Source organism: Gemella taiwanensis, from assembly GCF_054054385.1.
In genome coordinates this window covers 275,382-293,636 of record NZ_JBSMTL010000001.1, presented here as the reverse complement: position 1 = coordinate 293,636, position 18,255 = coordinate 275,382, and the positions used below count along the sequence as shown (strand labels likewise).

At 29.2% G+C, this 18,255-nt stretch carries 19 protein-coding genes and 1 other RNA gene; 1 reads left to right on the top strand and 19 read right to left on the bottom strand.

Going from position 1 to position 18,255, the window contains the following annotated elements:
* Positions 1–26 precede the first annotated feature (26 nt).
* The 15 genes from ACWOA3_RS01410 to ssrA all read right to left on the bottom strand — a co-directional run bounded on the left by ACWOA3_RS01410 (position 27) and on the right by ssrA (position 11,543).
* Positions 27–944: a bifunctional riboflavin kinase/FAD synthetase gene (locus ACWOA3_RS01410; RefSeq protein ID WP_442566764.1), complete on the bottom strand. Its 918-nt coding sequence runs from the start codon at positions 942–944 to the stop codon at positions 27–29.
* Between the two features lie 10 nt (positions 945–954).
* The gene (truB, locus tag ACWOA3_RS01405) at positions 955–1,878 is read right to left on the bottom strand and encodes a tRNA pseudouridine(55) synthase TruB (RefSeq protein WP_456883849.1); all 924 of its coding nucleotides are present in this window, start codon (positions 1,876–1,878) and stop codon (positions 955–957) included.
* Complete coding sequence (locus tag ACWOA3_RS01400) at positions 1,878–2,327, bottom strand: Fur family transcriptional regulator (RefSeq protein ID WP_003146392.1); 450 nt, start codon at positions 2,325–2,327, stop codon at positions 1,878–1,880. The genes truB and ACWOA3_RS01400 overlap by 1 nt, the downstream gene beginning before the upstream one ends.
* 18 nt (positions 2,328–2,345) lie before the next feature.
* Positions 2,346–3,221, bottom strand: coding sequence for a deoxyribonuclease IV (locus tag ACWOA3_RS01395; protein WP_456883848.1), 876 nt, complete (start codon positions 3,219–3,221; stop codon positions 2,346–2,348).
* On the bottom strand, positions 3,221–4,552 hold the full coding sequence (locus tag ACWOA3_RS01390; protein WP_003146394.1) for a DEAD/DEAH box helicase: 1,332 nt from the start codon (positions 4,550–4,552) through the stop codon (positions 3,221–3,223). Before ACWOA3_RS01390 ends, ACWOA3_RS01395 begins: the two co-directional genes overlap by 1 nt.
* A gap of 259 nt (positions 4,553–4,811) precedes the next feature.
* Positions 4,812–5,450, bottom strand: coding sequence for a deoxyribose-phosphate aldolase (gene deoC / locus ACWOA3_RS01385; RefSeq protein WP_456883847.1), 639 nt, complete (start codon positions 5,448–5,450; stop codon positions 4,812–4,814).
* 9 nt (positions 5,451–5,459) lie between these two features.
* Entirely contained in the window at positions 5,460–6,764 is a 1,305-nt protein-coding gene (locus ACWOA3_RS01380) for a thymidine phosphorylase (protein WP_442566768.1), read from the bottom strand.
* A gap of 56 nt (positions 6,765–6,820) precedes the next feature.
* Positions 6,821–7,369, bottom strand: a complete 549-nt coding sequence (locus ACWOA3_RS01375; RefSeq protein WP_456883846.1) for a hypothetical protein — start codon at positions 7,367–7,369, stop codon at positions 6,821–6,823.
* Between the two features lie 17 nt (positions 7,370–7,386).
* On the bottom strand, positions 7,387–7,719 hold the full coding sequence (locus tag ACWOA3_RS01370) for a hypothetical protein (RefSeq protein ID WP_456883845.1): 333 nt from the start codon (positions 7,717–7,719) through the stop codon (positions 7,387–7,389).
* The gene (locus ACWOA3_RS01365) at positions 7,716–8,195 is read right to left on the bottom strand and encodes a crotonobetainyl-CoA--carnitine CoA-transferase (RefSeq protein ID WP_003146402.1); all 480 of its coding nucleotides are present in this window, start codon (positions 8,193–8,195) and stop codon (positions 7,716–7,718) included. The genes ACWOA3_RS01370 and ACWOA3_RS01365 overlap by 4 nt, the downstream gene beginning before the upstream one ends.
* 23 nt (positions 8,196–8,218) lie before the next feature.
* Complete coding sequence (floA, locus tag ACWOA3_RS01360) at positions 8,219–9,208, bottom strand: flotillin-like protein FloA (RefSeq protein WP_442566770.1); 990 nt, start codon at positions 9,206–9,208, stop codon at positions 8,219–8,221.
* Positions 9,209–9,229: 21 nt separating this feature from the next.
* On the bottom strand, positions 9,230–9,853 hold the full coding sequence (locus ACWOA3_RS01355; RefSeq protein ID WP_003146404.1) for an NfeD family protein: 624 nt from the start codon (positions 9,851–9,853) through the stop codon (positions 9,230–9,232).
* A 6-nt stretch (positions 9,854–9,859) separates the two neighbouring features.
* Entirely contained in the window at positions 9,860–10,579 is a 720-nt protein-coding gene (locus ACWOA3_RS01350; protein WP_003146406.1) for an MBL fold metallo-hydrolase, read from the bottom strand.
* A gap of 138 nt (positions 10,580–10,717) precedes the next feature.
* On the bottom strand, positions 10,718–10,963 hold the full coding sequence (locus ACWOA3_RS01345; protein ID WP_003146408.1) for a hypothetical protein: 246 nt from the start codon (positions 10,961–10,963) through the stop codon (positions 10,718–10,720).
* A 223-nt stretch (positions 10,964–11,186) separates the two neighbouring features.
* Positions 11,187–11,543: a transfer-messenger RNA gene (gene ssrA / locus ACWOA3_RS01340) on the bottom strand.
* A 151-nt stretch (positions 11,544–11,694) separates the two neighbouring features.
* Here ssrA and ACWOA3_RS01335 point away from each other — a divergent pair.
* On the top strand, positions 11,695–12,942 hold the full coding sequence (locus ACWOA3_RS01335; RefSeq protein WP_003146409.1) for a replication-associated recombination protein A: 1,248 nt from the start codon (positions 11,695–11,697) through the stop codon (positions 12,940–12,942).
* A 178-nt stretch (positions 12,943–13,120) separates the two neighbouring features.
* Here the strand turns inward: ACWOA3_RS01335 and murB are convergent, their stop codons facing one another.
* The 4 genes from murB to mfd all read right to left on the bottom strand — a co-directional run bounded on the left by murB (position 13,121) and on the right by mfd (position 18,236).
* Entirely contained in the window at positions 13,121–14,023 is a 903-nt protein-coding gene (murB, locus tag ACWOA3_RS01330) for a UDP-N-acetylmuramate dehydrogenase (RefSeq protein ID WP_003146410.1), read from the bottom strand.
* Positions 14,016–14,537 carry a GrpB family protein gene (locus tag ACWOA3_RS01325; RefSeq protein ID WP_003146412.1) on the bottom strand — a complete coding sequence of 174 codons (522 nt, stop codon included), beginning with the start codon at positions 14,535–14,537 and terminating at the stop codon, positions 14,016–14,018. Before ACWOA3_RS01325 ends, murB begins: the two co-directional genes overlap by 8 nt.
* A gap of 134 nt (positions 14,538–14,671) precedes the next feature.
* Complete coding sequence (locus ACWOA3_RS01320; protein WP_003146414.1) at positions 14,672–15,235, bottom strand: DNA-3-methyladenine glycosylase I; 564 nt, start codon at positions 15,233–15,235, stop codon at positions 14,672–14,674.
* Positions 15,228–18,236: a transcription-repair coupling factor gene (gene mfd, locus ACWOA3_RS01315; RefSeq protein ID WP_456883918.1), complete on the bottom strand. Its 3,009-nt coding sequence runs from the start codon at positions 18,234–18,236 to the stop codon at positions 15,228–15,230. The genes ACWOA3_RS01320 and mfd overlap by 8 nt, the downstream gene beginning before the upstream one ends.
* Positions 18,237–18,255: the final 19 nt, after the last annotated feature.

The window sequence follows — 18,255 nt, the reverse complement described above, 5'->3', positions numbered from 1 at the left end:
TCTAAAATCAGTATATAAATATGATTTTAATAATCTTTTTCTTCAGAGGTTTTTTTATCCAATTTAAGTTGTTCTTTTAGGTGATCAAAGCTCTCGAATTTTTGTTCTTTTCTTAAAAATTCATAAAAGAAAATTTCTATTTTTTCACCATAAATATCTTCATCAAAATCTAAAATATGCGTTTCTATAAATTTCTTATTTTTTTCAGTTGAAACAGTTGGATTATAACCTATATTTGTAATTGATTTGTATATTTCACCGTGAACTTTTAATTTCGTAATATAAACCCCATTAGTTTCTGGTAAAAGATATTTTTCTGATAATTGAAGGTTAGCAGTTGGAAAATTAATAGTTCGTCCTAACTGCCTTCCCTTTACTACAAGACCAGAAATTGAATAAAATCTTCCTGAATATTCTCTATACTTTTGGAACTCTCCATCTCGAACAAATTTCTTCAAAACTGTCGTAGATATTTTTTCTCCATCTATAGTTTGTTCATTTTGAACACTAATTTCTATGCCATTTTCTTCAATCAATTTTGGAGTTCCTAAACCTTTATTTCCAAATCTATAATCGAATCCACAAAATACTTTTTCTATATTTAGTTTTTTCAAAATATTATCTATAAAATCATCAGCAGATAAATTCTGTAATTTTTCATTAAATTCTAAATAATAGACTTCATCTACAGATAAACTTTCTAATAGTTCATTTTTTTTATTTATCGGTGTTAATAACTCTTCACTAGTTTTACCAAAGTACTCCTTCGGGCTCTTATCAAGTGTTATTACAATAGACTTAACGCCCTCAGTAGCTACACTCACTGCATCACCTATTATTTTTTGATGAGCATTGTGAATACCATCGAAAAAACCTAATGCAGCCACTCTTTTAGTATTATCTTTTTTTATTTCACTAATATCTGAAATATTAAATATTTCCATCTTCATTTACCTACTCTATTATTTTTGGAAATGTAGTTTTTACAGATAACAATTCATCCTCTTCATCTTTCAAATAATATATTGCTATTGCTTCATTTTCATAAGTAAAAACTATTCCATCTGTAAAATCGTGATCTGGAAATTGATTTTTCCTAAATCTCAAACCATTCATCACTTGTTTTGCTCTAAATTTTGGTATTTCTACAAATTTGTATTCTTCTAGAGCATATTCTTTTCTTAGAAGTTTTCCTTCTAATGTTTCATCTTTTAGATGTTGTTCTATCTCAGAGAGCGTTAAACAACTATCTAATGTTATTTCACCACTTCTAGTTCTCGTTAATTTACTCATCGTACTTGGTAAATTTAATTCTTTTCCGATACTTGTAGCTATAGTTCGAACATATGTTCCTTTCCCACAATTTATATCTATAGAAAAATAAAATTTATCATCTTTATAATATTCACTATTTTCTATAAATGTAATATCATAAATATTTACTTTTCTAGTCGGAATTTCCACATCAAATTGGCCGCGTCTAGCATACTCATACAATTTTCTACCATTAACTTTAATAGCTGAATATATAGGTGGCTTTTGTTCTATTTCACCAATCATAGATTTCAGAATTTCTTTAATTTTATCTACACTAATGTCTGAAACATTACATTCTTCAACAACTTCTCCTGTAAGATCTTCTGTAGTTGTCTTTATCCCTAAACAAACTTCAGCTCTATAACTTTTACCTAAATCCATTGCATATTCACTAACTTTAGTCGCTCCTCCTAATAAGAGAAGTAACACTCCATCTACCTCAGGATCTAATGTACCAGAATGACCTATTTTTTTCATTTGAAGAATTCTTCTAGCTCTGAATACAACATCATGACTAGTAATTCCACGTTCTTTATAAATCGGCAAAATACCTTCAAACATTATTTATTATCCTCTTTTTTCAAACAATCTGGGCATAAACCATAAACCTCAAATTTATGACCATCTATTCGATAGCCTTTCAATTCTTCAATTTCTAAATCATCACATACGTGTACATGTATTATTTTTGCTTTTCCACATTTTAAGCATATGTGATGGTGATGGTGATGATCTGTTTCCAAACATCCAATTTTAAAATATTTTTCCCCTTTAATTTCTGTAGTTTCCAAAATACCTATTTCTTCATAAGTACTTAGATTTCTATAAATAGTATCAAAACTTAGTCCAGGATACATTTTACCTACTGTTTCGGATACATATTTTGCATTAATATATCTATCTTCTTTTACTAAAAGTTCAACCATAGCTTTTCTTTTATCAGTATATTTATACCCTTTTTCCTTTAGAAGTTTCATTATTCTATCAACTTTTTCTTCTGATATTTTCATAAGTACCTCCTACATAGTCTATTTTTTAAAGTCCACAAATGTCTTGTTTCTTAACATTTCAATTTCATCTTTATAAGGTGATATATCTTTCTTTTCTCCATACCAAGGAGTCTCTAAAATTTTAGGAATATTTGCGAATTCATCTAAATGAACAATTCTATTTATCGTATCGAATCCAATGCCACCATATCCGATATTTTCATGGCGATCTTTATGTGCACCTAATGTATTTTTACTATCATTAATATGAAGCACTTGAATCCTATCTAATCCCACAATCTTGTCAAATTCTGTAAGGACACCATCTAAATCATTAACAATATCATATCCACCTTCAAATACGTGACAAGTATCAAAAGTTACCGTTAATTTTTCGTTTAAAGTAACTCCATCAATAATTTGTGCAATTTCATCAAAAGTTTTTCCACATTCACTACCTTTACCAGCCATAACTTCCAAAGCAATATTAGGTTTCATATCTTTTGTTAGCACCTCGTTTAACCCTTTAACGATACTTGCAATCCCAACATCAGCACCTGCCTTAACGTGTGAACCAGGGTGAAGAACAATATTCTTAGCACCAATTTTTTCAGTTCTTTCAATTTCTAATCTTAAGAAATCAACTGCAAGCTGATAGATTTCCGATTTTACTGTATTTGCTAAATTAATAATATAAGGTGCATGCACTACTATATCACTAATATTTTTATCTTTCATTAATTTATGTGCTTCTTCGATTCTCAATTCTTCAATAGGTTTTCTTCTTGTATTTTGAGGAGCACCTGTATAAATCATAAATGTATCACTATTATAACTAGCCGCTTCTTTTACAGAACCTAGCATCATTTCTTTTCCTGACATTGATACATGAGATCCAATTTTTAAGTTCTTCATTACTTACCTCTGTTTGCCTTATTACTACGTTTAGCAAATTTTCTTCTTTCTTTTTGTTTAAGTTTATCCATTTTATATTTATATTTTTTCTTATATCCTGGTTTAACTTTTTTAGAAACTTTTACTTTTGATTTCAGTTTTTCAGTTAGGTTATGGTCAGCTACGACTTTCTTTCTACTTTGACGTTTATTTCTGTCTTTAGCTTCAACGAACTCACCATTTCTAATATCTTGGTGATTAAATTCAATACCACGTTTTTCTAAATCTTGTAATTTTTCTTCATCTTTATTGTTATAAATTGTAATACAGTCACCGCTTAATCCAGCACGTCCTGTACGTCCTGCTCTGTGAATAAAGAAGTCTAAATCATTAGGAATATTAAAGTTAATTACATGACTTACTCCTTCAATATCAATTCCACGACTCATTAAATCACTAGCTACAACATAAGTGAAATCTAAATTATTAATTCTTCTTTGCATTTGCTTACGTTCACGTGGTGTTAAATCTCCGTGAAGTACACCTACATTTAATCCTTTAGAGATTAAATAGCTACTTACTTCCTCTACCTCAGTTTTCTTATTAGCAAAGATAAGTGCTAAATAAGGATTAATAACTGTAGTAATTTCGTGTAATTTTTCTAAACGAGACGAACTTTTCTCTGGAATTAAAATATATTCAATTTTACCGAATTTCGCATTATCAACTTCGATATATTGAGCATTTTTTAGATATTTTTTCAAGAAGTGATTCATTTGCGCTGGTATCGTTGCAGAGAATACTAAGAATTGACAATTTTCTGCTGCTCTCTTAGAAATTTTATCAACATCTTCCATGAATCCTAAATCTATCATCATATCACATTCATCGATTACAAGACTCTCTACTTCTTTAATTGCTAAAGCACTTGCTCTATCTAACTCTAATACACGTGTTGGAGTACCGATAATAATATGTGGTGCATTAGATACTCTTTCAATATCCCTATTTAAATCTTGTCCACCAATACATAATGTTATTTTAATGTCTTCTTCAGAAAAACTAGCAATATGCAATGCCATATCATACAATTGTCTTGAAAGTTCTCTTGTTGGAGCTAGAATAATACTTTGTGTTTTTTTCTTAGCTACATCTAATTTACTAAAAATTGGTAATAAGAAAGAATGACTTTTCCCACTTCCTGTTTGTGATTTAGCTACTATATTTTTTCCTTTTAATACTGGTGAGAATACCCTCTCTTGAATTTTTGTCGGATTATCAAATCCTAAATCTATTACTGCCTTATTTACAAATTCATTAAATTTATATTGTTCAAATGACTTTGGTAACATTTAAAATCTCCTTTATGATTTTTCTATCTAAATATATGGGAGTTTTCCCCATCTTCAATTTCCACGTGAAATGATTGAAAATAACTTTTTATATTTCACGTCATAATAAACCATCCTTTATTATACTATAAATACATAGATTTAGCTATAAAAAACACCGTATTATTACCTATTATTCGTTTTCTATACATATTTTCCTCCTGAAAATAAAAAAGTGATTCAGAAAATATTTTACAATCTTCTGAATCACTTAATAATATTATTTTACTATCTCAATTCCTGAGCTTGTTCCTAATCTTTCAGCTCCTAAGTCAACATATTTTTGAGCAGTTTTTTTATCTCTAACTCCACCACTCGCCTTAACTTTAGCATTATCTCCGACTACTGATTTCATTAATTTTACATCTTCATAAGTTGCACCACCAGTTCCAAATCCTGTTGATGTTTTAACAAAATCAGCTTTGGCAACTAGCGATAATTCACAGGCTTTAACTTTTTCTTCATCAGTTAAATAACATGTTTCGATAATAACTTTCAAGACATTATCACCAATCGCTTCTTTAATTAGGCGAATTTCATTCTCTACATAATCGAATTCACCATCTTTTAATTTTGCAACATTAATAACCATATCTATTTCACTTGCACCATTTTCGATTGCTTCTTTTGCTTCAAAAACTTTTGATGCTGTTGTCATTGCTCCTAATGGAAATCCAACAACTGCTGCTACTTTAACATCAGTACCTTGTAAAAGATGCTTAGCATCAGCAACATAACAACCATTAACACAAACACTATAAAATTCATGTTCAATAGCTTCTTCACATAATTTTTGGACATCGGTACTACTTGCCGTAGCTTTTAAGATTGTATGATCAATATATTTATTTAATCCCATTTTTTACCTCTATTCTATAATTTCTAATATATTTTTAATATTTTCTATTTTTTCATTTCCGATAACATAAGCATCTAATAGCATATTTTTACTAGACTCTACATTCTTATCATCATTGTAATAAATTTCAGCGATAAGATCACCTTTTTCTACCTTATCTCCTACTTTTTTCTTAAGCTCTATTCCTACAGCATGATCTACTTCATCTTCTTTTGTTGCACGACCTGCACCTATTACCATAGCAGCTTTACCTACTTCTTCAGCTTTAATCTTAGTAACATATCCATCTTCTTGCGCAAATACTTCTAATACTGATTTCGGTGTTGGTAATAACTCATAATTATTTACGACTTCACCGTCTCCACCACTAAGTTCTATAAACTGTTTTAATAATTCTAAAGCACGACCATTATTAATAACTTCATCTATTTTTTCACTAGCTTCTTCGAATGTCTCAACTTCACCTTTATGTTTTAACGCTAGATAAACAATTTCATATACAACTTCCTTAAGATCACTTGACCAATTTCCTTTTAAAGCCTCGATACCTTCAATTATTTCATTAGCATTACCAATATTATATCCTAAAGGTTCTTCCATGTTGGTTAGTACTGCTATTGTTTTTCTTCCAACACTATTACCGATTTCTACCATTCGACGTGATAGTTCTCTTGCATCTTCAATAGTCTTCATGAAAGCACCATCTCCTACTTTAACATCAAGAATAATTAAATCTGATTGAATAGCTAATTTTTTACTCATAATACTACTAGCGATTAGTGGAATACTATCAACTGTTGCAGTAACATCGCGTAAGGCATAGATTTTTTTATCTAATGGAACAATATTATCACTATAACCCATTAATCCAACTCCAGTTTTACTTGCAACTTCTACTAGCTCTTCTTTCGTTGTACTAAATTTAAAGTTTCTAATAGACTCAAATTTATCTATTGTCCCTCCTGTATGACCTAGACCTTTTCCTGAAAGCTTAGTTGTAGCCATTCCTACAGCTGATAAAATTGGTCCTAAAACAACTGTTACTTTATCTCCAACACCACCAGTAGAATGCTTATCAACTAAATAATGATCTAAATCATCAAAGAAAATAGTATCTCCTGAATCTCTCATTGTTAATGTGAAGTTTGTAAGCTCATCTTTAGTCATATTATTAAAATATACTGACATTAAAAATGAACTCATCTGATAATCTGGAACTTTACCTGAAAGATATCCTTCCAGTAAAAACTCTATTTCGGCTTTCGTTAGCTCATTATTTTTTTTCTTTTTATCTATGATATCAACAACTCTCATAGCTAATCTCCTTATTTTTTATTAATTGAATTAGATAATATAATTACTTGATTCATCTAAAAATCATTACAATAAAAATTTGTCATTCTATATTTTTCGTTTTCAATATATATGTTATTAGAGATTTCTAATATCTGCAAACTTTTCTTATCTTTCAATATTTTATATAATTCTTTTTGATCTTTTTTACTATATACTATTTTATCACGAATCAAGTACATTTTGTAGCCTAATAATATTAATGTATAATTTTTGTACTTAAATAGCATGCAAAATAATAAATAAAAGATAAATACAAGTATGACTATTTTAAAAATTAATTGTACTTTTTGATTTATAATTAAGAATGTAATAATTATCATTAAAACTAAATAATAGTAATCTATTCCTTTTTGTTTAGAGAGTTCTTTCTTGCTGCAAACAAAGATATTTGTAGGTTTACTACTATTTTGAATAATTAAAGAAAAAATAGAAATTATTATTAATAGTGTAGTCAATAATATATCGTCCAAATCTTGTTTTACAAAGGTATAAATAAGTAAAACAAAATAAAGAGGCATAAATGAATAGATACAATAACTAATATAGTTAAATGATTTTTTCATCTTATACCTCCTATTTATTATCTTTTACTCTTTGGTTTAGACAAAATTTCAGAAAAAATTATATCATTAACAACTTTTTCTTTATTAAAAGTTAAAGAATTTGAAAATATTTCTTTTTCTCTATCTACTATAGCTCTTTGTTTTTTCTCAAAAGATTTACGAGTTAGAGTTTGCTGATTTATTACAGGACTTTCTTTTTGCTGTTGAGCTTTAGACATGGTATTTTTTACCTTTGTCTTACTCTTCTTAACTTTCTTAATAGGCTCCTTTTTTATTTTATTATTTTCTCTTACTTTATCAATAATAAATGAAACTAATAGAAAGATTAACGGGATGTATAAACTACTCATCTTCCCCTCCTAGAATTCCTATTAAGATACTCGTTAGCAATCAATCCACGAACTATATTTTCTTGTGTAAACTCTAATTTTTTTGAATTATCTTGAACAACATTAGTATTATCGAAATTTCTCTGCATTGAAAATTTATTTTTACCTCTATTATAATTTTCATTATAATATTGTTGATATTTATTTATAGATGTACTATCAACTTGTTGTTCATAAATATCTTCTTCGTATACTTGCTGATTACTTAATGAACTTTGTCTATTTCTTAAAGCATCAGAGTCTTTATCAGTAGCTTCTTTAATTCTTTTCATCTCTTCAACAGCCTTTAAAGCCTGTGCTCGAGCATTGTCTAATTCCATTTGTTTTGAATTATCTAAATTTTTTCTGTATCTTTTACTGTCAGAAGCAAAAACAATTACGAAAATAGCAAAAATTATGATAAATGTTATTGGTGCTGCGAAAATTAAAAATGACATTTCACATCCTCCTTTTTATCTAATTATTTACCTGCTCCTGTTTCAGGTTGTGACATACGTTTAATTGAATCTCTCATACCTGTATCAGCTTCTATATTTTTATAATTCATATAATCCATAATACCTAGATTACCTTGTTGGAAAGCTTTAGCCATAGCAAGTGGTAGTTCCGCTTCTGCTTCTACTACTTTTGCACGCATCTCTTGGATTCTTGCTTTCATTTCTTGTTCAGCTGCAACTGCCATTGCACGACGTTGTTCTGCTTTAGCTTGAGCGATGTTTTTATCAGCAATAGCTTGCTCAGTTTGTAAGTTAGCTCCGATATTTTGACCGATGTCAACATCCAAAATATCAATCGATAAAATTTCAAATGCAGTACCTGCATCTAAACCTTTATCTAAGATTGTTTTAGAAATACGATCAGGATTTTCTAAAACTACTGTATGTGATTCTGAAGAACCGATTGTTGAAACGATACCTTCACCTACACGGGCGATAACTGTTTCTTCTCCAGCTCCCCCTACTAAACGTTCAATGTTTGCACGAACAGTAATTCTAGCTTTCGCTTTAACTTCGATACCGTTAATTGCAACCCCAGCAATATATGGAGTTTCAATAACTTTCGGGTTAACACTCATTTGAACAGCTTGAAGAACATCACGTCCTGCTAAATCAATAGCTGCACAACGTTCAAAAGTTAAACTTACAATATTAGCTCTGTGAGCTGCGATTAGAGCATTAATTACTCTATCCACATTCCCCCCTGCTAAATAGTGACTTTCCAATTGATTAATAGTAACAGCTAACCCAGCTTTGTGAGCTTTAATCATTGGATTTATTACTCTACTTGGTATTACACGTCTTAATCTCATACCAACAAGTGTGAAGATACTTACCTTAACACCTGCGGCAATCGCACTAATCCAAAGACCAAGTGGAAAGAAAGTAAAGAATATTGATAGTACAATAAGTACTACTATCACGATAATACCTGAGAAAATTAATTCTGGCATAATACTACCTCCTTAAAATATTTATATTTTTTTAACTACTATACGCATTCCTTCAACACGTATAATTTCTATTTCATTACCTTTTTCTATAAAGTCTCCATCAGTTACTACATCCAATTTTTCATCGCCAAATACAGCGACGCCTGCCGGACGTAAATCTGTATATGCTTGAAGTTTCTTACCTACAAGTTCTAATCTACTTTCACTTGCTACATAGCCACCTTCTGTTGAGATAGCATCAGTTAATACAAGTCTATCTAGAAAAACCAACTTTTTATGGAAAACACTTCTATTTACATAATACAGTATAACTGCAAGTATTAGAGAAACTATTAAGATAAATGCAATATAATATGTTGATTTATTTACATAAATTATTGCATATACTACGGTAATGATACCTACAGTGCCCACTATTCCTCCTGGGACAAACATTTCAAGTCCTATTAAACAAAGTCCACCAATGAACAGCAATAGAACAAAAATACTAAGTCCTGTAGAATAAGAATGCAAGGCAATGTATGTCGCTAAACTAACTATTGACAATATTCCAAATAAATTAAATTTTCTTGAGAATAATTGCTGGCAGAAAGTTAATGACATAGTAATTAAAAGAATCCAATCGAGAGACATCATTAAATTCATATGTAATCACCTCATTTTTGTATATTCTTTTTCTAGATATTCTAGCAATTCCTCCCTTGTAAATATGTTTCCATGACCAGGAAGTGCATATTCAAAATCAAGAATTGATATTCTATCTATATAATCACGGAGCTTCTGCTTATTATATGCCATCGGTTTAGTATAATAGTTTTTAGCATGACTATCTCCTAAAAACAATAGTTTTTCCTCTGGAATATAAATTAAAAATGCATCATTAGAATGTGAGTTATCATTATATATACAATTTATTTTAACTCCACCAAGATTCAAATTGAAATCAGCCATTTTTGGCATATCTGGTATTCTAATTTTTATTTCATTATTTTCATAAACTCTTTTTATTACATCCGCACTATATTTTATTTCAGTTCCATCTTTTACCCTTTGATACAGACTCTCATCATCCCATTTAAGTTGTGATAACTCAATTAAAGAGTCTCTAGCTCTATCTGTAGAAATTACAGGAATATCTAGATAGGCCGCTCCAAAGCTATGATCCCAGTGATGATGGGTCAATATTACATAACTTGGCATCGGTAAATCATTTTCTTTTAATTCATTAAGAAAATTCTCTACTTGAATAGGACCATTCCCTGAATCTAACATTACAGAAAAATATTCACCTTTTAAATAACCAAGTGTCGGTTCTAAATACATATATCGTTGTTTTGTATAATAAAATCTATCTGAAAATTTAATTAGCATCCTTTTTACTTCCTTTTGATTATAGTTACATTATAGCATACCTAATAACTATTTACAAACCAACATTACTAAATAAACAGCTACAACTAAAACCTTTATAAATTTTAGTTACAGCTGTTTTTAAAAAAATTTTTTTTACTAAAATAGAGCTAATCCAACGAGATACAAATAATAGAAAATAAATCCTATTCCTACAATTAATGCTATTATATACAATAACCAAGTTACCAGGTAAAATGTATATCCTAGTGCTTTAACGATATTAGTTAATCCTAACCATAAATGTCTACCTATCGCTAAAAGAATAGAAATTACTCCACCTTCATAAACCTCATCTTGATTATCTAAATTAGTAAATTTAAACATTGATAATAATTTCATCATAATCACCTCCCCCTTTTGGTAATTTACTATTATCTCTATATTAATATTATAATATATATATATTTCAAGCGATTACAATTAGATTTTTGTAATAAAATTTGTCGAATTAACATATTATTAAGATATACAAAAAAGGAGACTCATAAATCTTTATTTTAAAGATCTTGAGTCTCGTTGACACAGTTTCTAACTACGTATTTTTTATTTGAGATTAATCTCAATAGAATGGAGATGGCGGGATTTGAACCCGCGTCCAAAAATACCTCCCCTTAGCTTCTACATGTTTAGTTTACCTATTGAATTTAATTTTCCACTTAAGCCGATAAACAGGCAATGAAAAACGAGTTTGATTAATCTCTTATTTTTTTCTACAAACGGAAGAAAAAAATCGTAGACTGCTAAGAATGAACCGATTTGCTTTGTCACAGTCAAACAAAGTAATCAGCCTTTAGCTTATTAAGCTGCTAAAGCGTAATTTGTTTTTTCGCCAGTTATATTTAACTGATGTGTTGTTAAAGGAGACAACCCTCCTACATGCCACCAAGAAGACTAGCATCCCTGTCGAATCCTAAACATCCCCTAATTGTGATTATTATATTTTACCATAAAATTGATATTATGTAAAATTTTATTATTTTCTAATACAACACGACTTCCAATTAAACTTACTAACAACAACCAATTCAATTATGATATAATTTATATTATAAAATAAAAACTAAGGAGGTACCATGGAAACACTTATCAATAAATTACGACCTAATAAAATTAGTGATATTATTGGTCAACATCATTTAATTGGAGATGGGAAAGTTCTCACTAAAATAGTAGAAAGCAAAAAAATGTTCTCGTTTATTTTATATGGTCCCCCTGGAACAGGAAAAACTTCAATCGCTAATGCATTAGCTAATGAACTAGACTATAAATTTAAAATATTAAATGCTGTAAATTGTACGAAGAAAGATTTAACTGCAGTAATAGAAGAATCTAAAAGGTTTAAAAAAGTAATTTTACTACTTGATGAATTTCATAGACTAACTAAACCTATGCAAGATATTCTACTTCCTGAAATCGAATTTGATAATATATACGTTATTGGATGCACAACAAATAACCCATATCATACTGTAAATCCTGCGATTAGATCACGTTTAATTATTTTCGAATTACAACAAGTTTCTAACGATGATATTTATGAATATCTAAAAAAAATATCAAACAATAAAGAAATATTCCCTAAAGAGTTGAATATAGAAGATGATGTATTTAAAACAATCGCTTTAAACTCTTCTGGTGATTTGAGATTTTCTTTAAATACTTTTGAAATTTTATATAATTTATCAAATGAAGGTGAAATTATCACAAAAGAGAAGCTATTAAACTTATCTCTAGGGAAATTCAAAGCCTATGATAAAGATGGTGATGCTTTTTATGATATTATTAGCGCTTTTCAAAAGTCTATACGTGGAAGTGATGTTGATGCTTCACTATACTATTTAGCACTACTGATAGATAGTGGCGATTTAGACACTATATATAGAAGAATGAGTGTTATAGCTTATGAAGACATCGGTCTTGCTAATCCAAATATCGGACCTTTTGTTCACGCCGCTATAGAAAGTGCGAAAATGCTTGGGTTACCTGAAGCAAGAATACCTTTAGCTAATGCGGTTATCCAACTAGCTCTATCATTAAAATCTAATAGTGCTTATATGGCAATCGACAATGCACTACATGAAACTAAAACAAATCCAAAATTTATTATTCCTGATCATCTAAGAGATGCACATTATTATGGTGCCGATAAACTTAATCGTGGTGTCGGCTATCAATATCCACATAGCCATCCTACAGGCTATATCAAGCAACAATATCTTCCTGATAACTTAGTAGGAAAAACATTTTACACACCAAAAATAAATAATAAAAATGAACAAAATCTCGCACAATATAAAAAATTTATAGATAATATGAAATAAAAAAAGGGCTAATCCAGCCCTGAAATTTAACAAAGTTCATATGTGAACTCATAGACGCAGTGGTTTATTGATATCTAAATTCGCTTTATAAAAGCTTTTTAGATATCTAATAAACTGTGCGAGGGTGACTTGACAAAATCGATTTCTCCGAAATCACTATTTTTGAGTCACTCCTTTTTTATTCACCTAATATTTTAACTTCACATTCAAGTTCAACACCAGAGTCTTCTAATACTTTTTGTTGAACTTCTTTAATTAAGTTTTTATAATCTTCACAAGTTGCCGAATCTATATTAACCATAAATCCTGCGTGTTTTTTCGAAACTTGGGCTCCACCTACAGTTAATCCTTGTAATCCTGCATCTTGAATTAATTTTCCTGCAAAGTAACCTTCTGGTCGTTTAAATACAGATCCACATGAAGGGTATTCTAAAGGTTGTTTATCTGAGCGCATTTTATTTAATTCTTCTACTTTAGAAATAATTTCTTCTTTATTTCCTTTTTTCATTTGGAAATACACTCTAGAAATGATTTCTTTAGTTTCTTGAATTAAAGAATGTCTATATGAAAATTCCATTTGTTCATTAGTATATATTTTCTTTTCACCATCTCTAGTGAAAACTTCAACTTTTTGAACAACTTCCTTCATCTCACCACCATATGCTCCAGCATTCATGAAGATTGCTCCACCAACACTTCCTGGAATACCACATGAAAACTCAAGATTAGTTAAGCTATTTTCAATACAAAAATCTGTAAGTTCTTTTAACGTTAATCCTGCATAACAAGAAATAACATCACCGTCTAATAATTCAATCTTATTCATATCACTAGTAATTGCTACAATTCCTGCAATACCATTATCAGAAATTAATACGTTTGAACCATTTCCTAAAATAGTTAGTTCTATGTTATTTTCATTACTATATTTAATAATATTTTGTAAATCTTGTTCATTTGTTATTTTTACTAAAACTTCTGCGTTCCCACCAGTTTTCGTAAAACTATATTTTCTTAGAGGTTCATTATATAGTACTTCGCTATTTTGAAGAATCTCCTCAATATTGTTTATTTTAATCATTATTTTCAATCCTTTTTAACATATCATTTATAAATATTACTTTTTTCGTTGAATAATCTTTAAACGAAAGTTCTTTATTACTATTTTTAAATGAATTATATTCATTTTTTAAAACTTCATCATTAAAAATTTCTTTAGTTTTTATAAAATCTTTATGTATTTCCGTATCACGTTGCACTACATTTAATACAACATCATAGCTCATGGTTAGATAATTGGTAATTCTAGCATATTTTATTACACCTTTTGTTCCATTATGAGCTATTCTATGATAACCGATATTATTTAATCTTTTCTCATCAAATGTTGTTATCTCATGTAAATTTTCTACAACAACAAGTATATCAACAATCTTTTCCCCAAGCACCTGCTTAGTACTTGTAGCTCCTATATGCAAAAACTCACATTTAGGCATCTTGGGAATTTCTTGTATTTTTTTTACTTCTTCTAAAAATATTTCGACAAAAATTTTATTGTCTGTTATTTCTTCAATTTTAATAGTTCTCTTATCCATTTATAAAATCCAATCTTAAAATTAAACATACTTATATATTATAGACGGTATTTTCTATAAAGTAAAGTTATATCTAAATTAGACAAGTTAACTTATCAATTACAATATTCAAAATACCTATTTAATCAAATTTATTAACAACATTCTCTATAGCAAAAACATCCTTTTTCATGATCGTTTATCATTCCAATAGCCTGCATGTAACTATAAATTATCGTACTTCCTACAAAACTAAACCCTCTTTTTTTCATATCTTTACTTATTTTTATAGATAGTTCTGTTTCGCTCGGTGCATCTTTGTAGCTTTCTAATTTGTTATTGATTTTTTTATAATCTGTAAAACTCCAGATATATTTGTCAAAACTTCCAAATTCTTTTTGAACCTTAAGAAATGCTACAGCATTTTTTCTAACAGAATATATTTTCAATTTATTTCTAATTATACTAGCATCTTGTCTTAACGATTCTAGGTATTCATCAGTATAATTAGCACAAATACTATAATCAAAATTATCAAAAGCACGTTTGAAATTTTCTCGTTTCTTAAGTATTAATGACCAACTTAATCCAGCTTGCATTCCTTCTAGTATTAGATATTCAAATAACATTTGATCGTTATGAGTTTCTCTTCCCCATTCATTGTCATGATATTCAATATCTAATGGATCTTTCGCCCAAGGGCATCTATTTTTATTCATGTTCCCCCTCCAGATTATTGTTTACTAAAGCCAGCATTTCTCTTATGCGTCTAATACTATATCTTTCTTTTTTATCTATTTCAAGAAAGAATCCATCTTTTGCAACTATACGTGTATCCTTATGCGGCGTTAAAGCTGTAAATAGTTCTTTTCCTTTAAGACTGTTCATAATGTCTTTATCAAAAGTTACAACTACTTTATTGGCTAACTCTTTAATGCTAGTCACCATAGTATTTTTCGCCATAACTTTCAAATAACATATATCTATTAAGTTATTAACTTCTTCTCCAAAATCAGAGAATCTATCAATTAAATCTTCAACAATGCTATCTATCTCCTCATCACTAACTACATTATTTAATCTCTTATAGAAATCTATTTTATCTGCATCACTAGTAATATACTCTTTTGGAATAAAGGCATCAACATTAAGTTTAATTTCTAGATCATCTGTCTTGACTTCAAAAATATCTTTCTTAATTTTCGGAGCAGCTTCTTTAATTATATTCTCATAGTAACTAACATCTTGTGTTCGATCTTGTTCTAATAATGGTTCTAAAATTCCTTTTTTCTCTTGAATTTCTTGTTCTAACATTTGAGAATACAATGTATAACCTACTGAATCAATGAAACCATGCTGTCTTCCCCCAAGTACATCACCTGCACCTCTAATAGATAAATCTTGCATAGCAATTTTAAAACCACTACCTAAAGATGTAAAGTTTTTAATTGCAGATAATCTCTTCTCTGAATTTTCAGTTAACGACTTAAACGGTTCATACATCAAGTATGCATAAGCTTCTCTACTACTACGTCCAACACGACCACGAAGTTGATACAATTGACTTAATCCAAAACGATCTGCATCTTCAACTATTAAAGTATTTACGTTTGAAATATCAATACCTGTTTCAATAATTGTCGTCGATATTAACATATCATATTTTCTATCTATAACGTCAGACATAATATTTTCAAGTTCTCTTTGACTCATTCTACCATGTGCATATGCTATGTTTATATCAGGCAATAATCGTTTTAGCTCTAGATATTTTTCATCAATAGTTTCTACTCTATTATAAACATAAAACACCTGCCCTCCACGATTAATCTCATTCATAACCGCTTCTTTTATAACCATTTTATTTTGGGCTGTTACAAAAGTTTGAATTGGTTGACGTTCTCTTGGAGGTGTCTCAATCACCGATAAATCTCTAATACCAATTAAACTCATATGTAATGTTCTAGGAATTGGCGTTGCACTAAGGGTAAGAACATCTACTGTATTTTTAAGGTGTTTAATTTTTTCTTTATGTTTAACTCCAAAACGTTGCTCTTCATCTATAATTAATAAACCTAAATCTTTGTATTTAAATTTGTCATTTAATAGTTTATGAGTTCCAACAATTATATCAATTTTACCTTCTTCAAGTTTTTTACAAATTTCAGTAATATCTTTTGCAGATTTAAATCTACTTACTACTTCTATATTTACTGGGAAATTCGCAAATCTACTTACAAAGTTATCATAGTGTTGTTCAGCAAGTAGCGTTGTCGGAACTAATACTGCAACTTGCTTATTATCAGTAACTGCTTTAAACGCAACCCTCATCGCTACCTCTGTTTTACCGAAACCAACATCACCACATAGGAGTCTATCCATCGGACGTTGTTTTTCCATATCCCTTTTAATTTCTTCAGTAGCTTTAACCTGATCATCCGTTGGTGTATATGCAAAATCAGCTTCAAATTCAGACTGCATACTTCCATCTAAGCTATACGCATAACCTGAACTTAATTCTCGTTTAATATATAACTTAATAAGATCTTCCGATATGTCCTCGATTTCTTTACGGACTCTACTTTTAGTCTTCTGCCAGTTTTTTGTACCAAGTTTATTTAATGCTGGTTTTCTATTATCGGTAGAAGCGGTATATTTTTGGATGTAGTTCATATTATTTATATCTACATATATTATATCACCACCATCATAGACAATCTTCAAGAAGTCTTTATATACTCCACCAACTTCAACATTCTCTATACCTTCGTATAGTCCTATCCCGTGACTAACATGAACGATATAATCACCAACATTTAGTTCTTGGTAATTTCTAATTTTTTCTGAGTTTGTGTATTTAAATTTTACGCGACGTTTTTTTCTTTCTTCTTCAGTAAAAAGTTCACGTGGGGTAAGTAAAAATATTTTATTCTTCCTATCCTCTAATCCTTTTAGATGATACTTGTTCACATCAATGAAGATTTTCCCTTCTTTAACACCATAATAAATATCATCATAGAAATAATTATCAAATAGTACCTTTTCTACATAATCTTTTTGTTTTTGAGTGTTTAACGAAATAATTACCTTATAATTATCCATTAATTTTTCACGTATTTCCTTAGCTAAATATTCTTCACTTGAGTAATAAGCCAAATCAATTATATCTAAATTATAGTTTTTTTCTATAATTTTATCATTAAGCTTTAAGGTAGATAAATAGAATTTTCTTACATCTAAGTTTTGAATTTTTTCAAAAGCTACATTATCTATTACATCTTGATATATATAATTTCTATTCATCTCTTGAAGACTTGTTAAAAAGTATTCTCGTAGTCCTTCTATTTTTTCTAAGATTTTATGATAATTGTCATAGAAAATTATAGTATCATCTGTTAAATAGTCGGCAATACTATATGTATTTTCATAAACTAAATTCGAAAAACTTTCTAAATCACTATAATCATCAGTTGCTTTATAAATTTCAATTTTTTCTTGAAGATAGGTACTAATCTCTTGGTAATTTTCTTCTTCTCTTAATTTTGTATCGTTTAACTTAGTAAGTATTCTCTCAACAACTACATCTTTTTCTTCAGATGTAAGGAAAAAATCACTTGTAGGATAAATAACAGTACTATCTATTTTTTCTAATGACCTTTGTGTAATTTCATCAAAAGTTCTCATACTATCAAGTTCATCATCAAAAAAATCTAACCTAATAGGCTTCTCACTTAGAGGG

Excerpts from the sequence above, each read along its gene's own strand:
- ACWOA3_RS01345 (WP_003146408.1), bottom strand. The coding sequence starts at position 10,963 with ATGATGAAATTATTATCAATGTTTAAATTTACTAATTTAGATAATCAA.
- ACWOA3_RS01395 (WP_456883848.1), bottom strand. The coding sequence starts at position 3,221 with ATGAAGAACTTAAAAATTGGATCTCATGTATCAATGTCAGGAAAAGAA.
- ACWOA3_RS01350 (WP_003146406.1), bottom strand. The coding sequence starts at position 10,579 with ATGCTAATTAAATTTTCAGATAGATTTTATTATACAAAACAACGATAT.
- ACWOA3_RS01335 (WP_003146409.1), top strand. The coding sequence starts at position 11,695 with ATGGAAACACTTATCAATAAATTACGACCTAATAAAATTAGTGATATT.
- ACWOA3_RS01410 (WP_442566764.1), bottom strand. The coding sequence starts at position 944 with ATGGAAATATTTAATATTTCAGATATTAGTGAAATAAAAAAAGATAAT.
- murB (WP_003146410.1), bottom strand. The coding sequence starts at position 14,023 with ATGATTAAAATAAACAATATTGAGGAGATTCTTCAAAATAGCGAAGTA.
- ACWOA3_RS01375 (WP_456883846.1), bottom strand. The coding sequence starts at position 7,369 with ATGAAAAAATCATTTAACTATATTAGTTATTGTATCTATTCATTTATG.
- ACWOA3_RS01320 (WP_003146414.1), bottom strand. The coding sequence starts at position 15,235 with ATGAATAAAAATAGATGCCCTTGGGCGAAAGATCCATTAGATATTGAA.
- ACWOA3_RS01380 (WP_442566768.1), bottom strand. The coding sequence starts at position 6,764 with ATGAGAGTTGTTGATATCATAGATAAAAAGAAAAAAAATAATGAGCTA.
- ACWOA3_RS01365 (WP_003146402.1), bottom strand. The coding sequence starts at position 8,195 with ATGTCATTTTTAATTTTCGCAGCACCAATAACATTTATCATAATTTTT.
- ACWOA3_RS01400 (WP_003146392.1), bottom strand. The coding sequence starts at position 2,327 with ATGAAAATATCAGAAGAAAAAGTTGATAGAATAATGAAACTTCTAAAG.
- ACWOA3_RS01325 (WP_003146412.1), bottom strand. The coding sequence starts at position 14,537 with ATGGATAAGAGAACTATTAAAATTGAAGAAATAACAGACAATAAAATT.
- ACWOA3_RS01355 (WP_003146404.1), bottom strand. The coding sequence starts at position 9,853 with ATGAATTTAATGATGTCTCTCGATTGGATTCTTTTAATTACTATGTCA.
- floA (WP_442566770.1), bottom strand. The coding sequence starts at position 9,208 with ATGCCAGAATTAATTTTCTCAGGTATTATCGTGATAGTAGTACTTATT.
- ACWOA3_RS01390 (WP_003146394.1), bottom strand. The coding sequence starts at position 4,552 with ATGTTACCAAAGTCATTTGAACAATATAAATTTAATGAATTTGTAAAT.
- ACWOA3_RS01370 (WP_456883845.1), bottom strand. The coding sequence starts at position 7,719 with ATGAGTAGTTTATACATCCCGTTAATCTTTCTATTAGTTTCATTTATT.
- truB (WP_456883849.1), bottom strand. The coding sequence starts at position 1,878 with ATGTTTGAAGGTATTTTGCCGATTTATAAAGAACGTGGAATTACTAGT.
- deoC (WP_456883847.1), bottom strand. The coding sequence starts at position 5,450 with ATGGGATTAAATAAATATATTGATCATACAATCTTAAAAGCTACGGCA.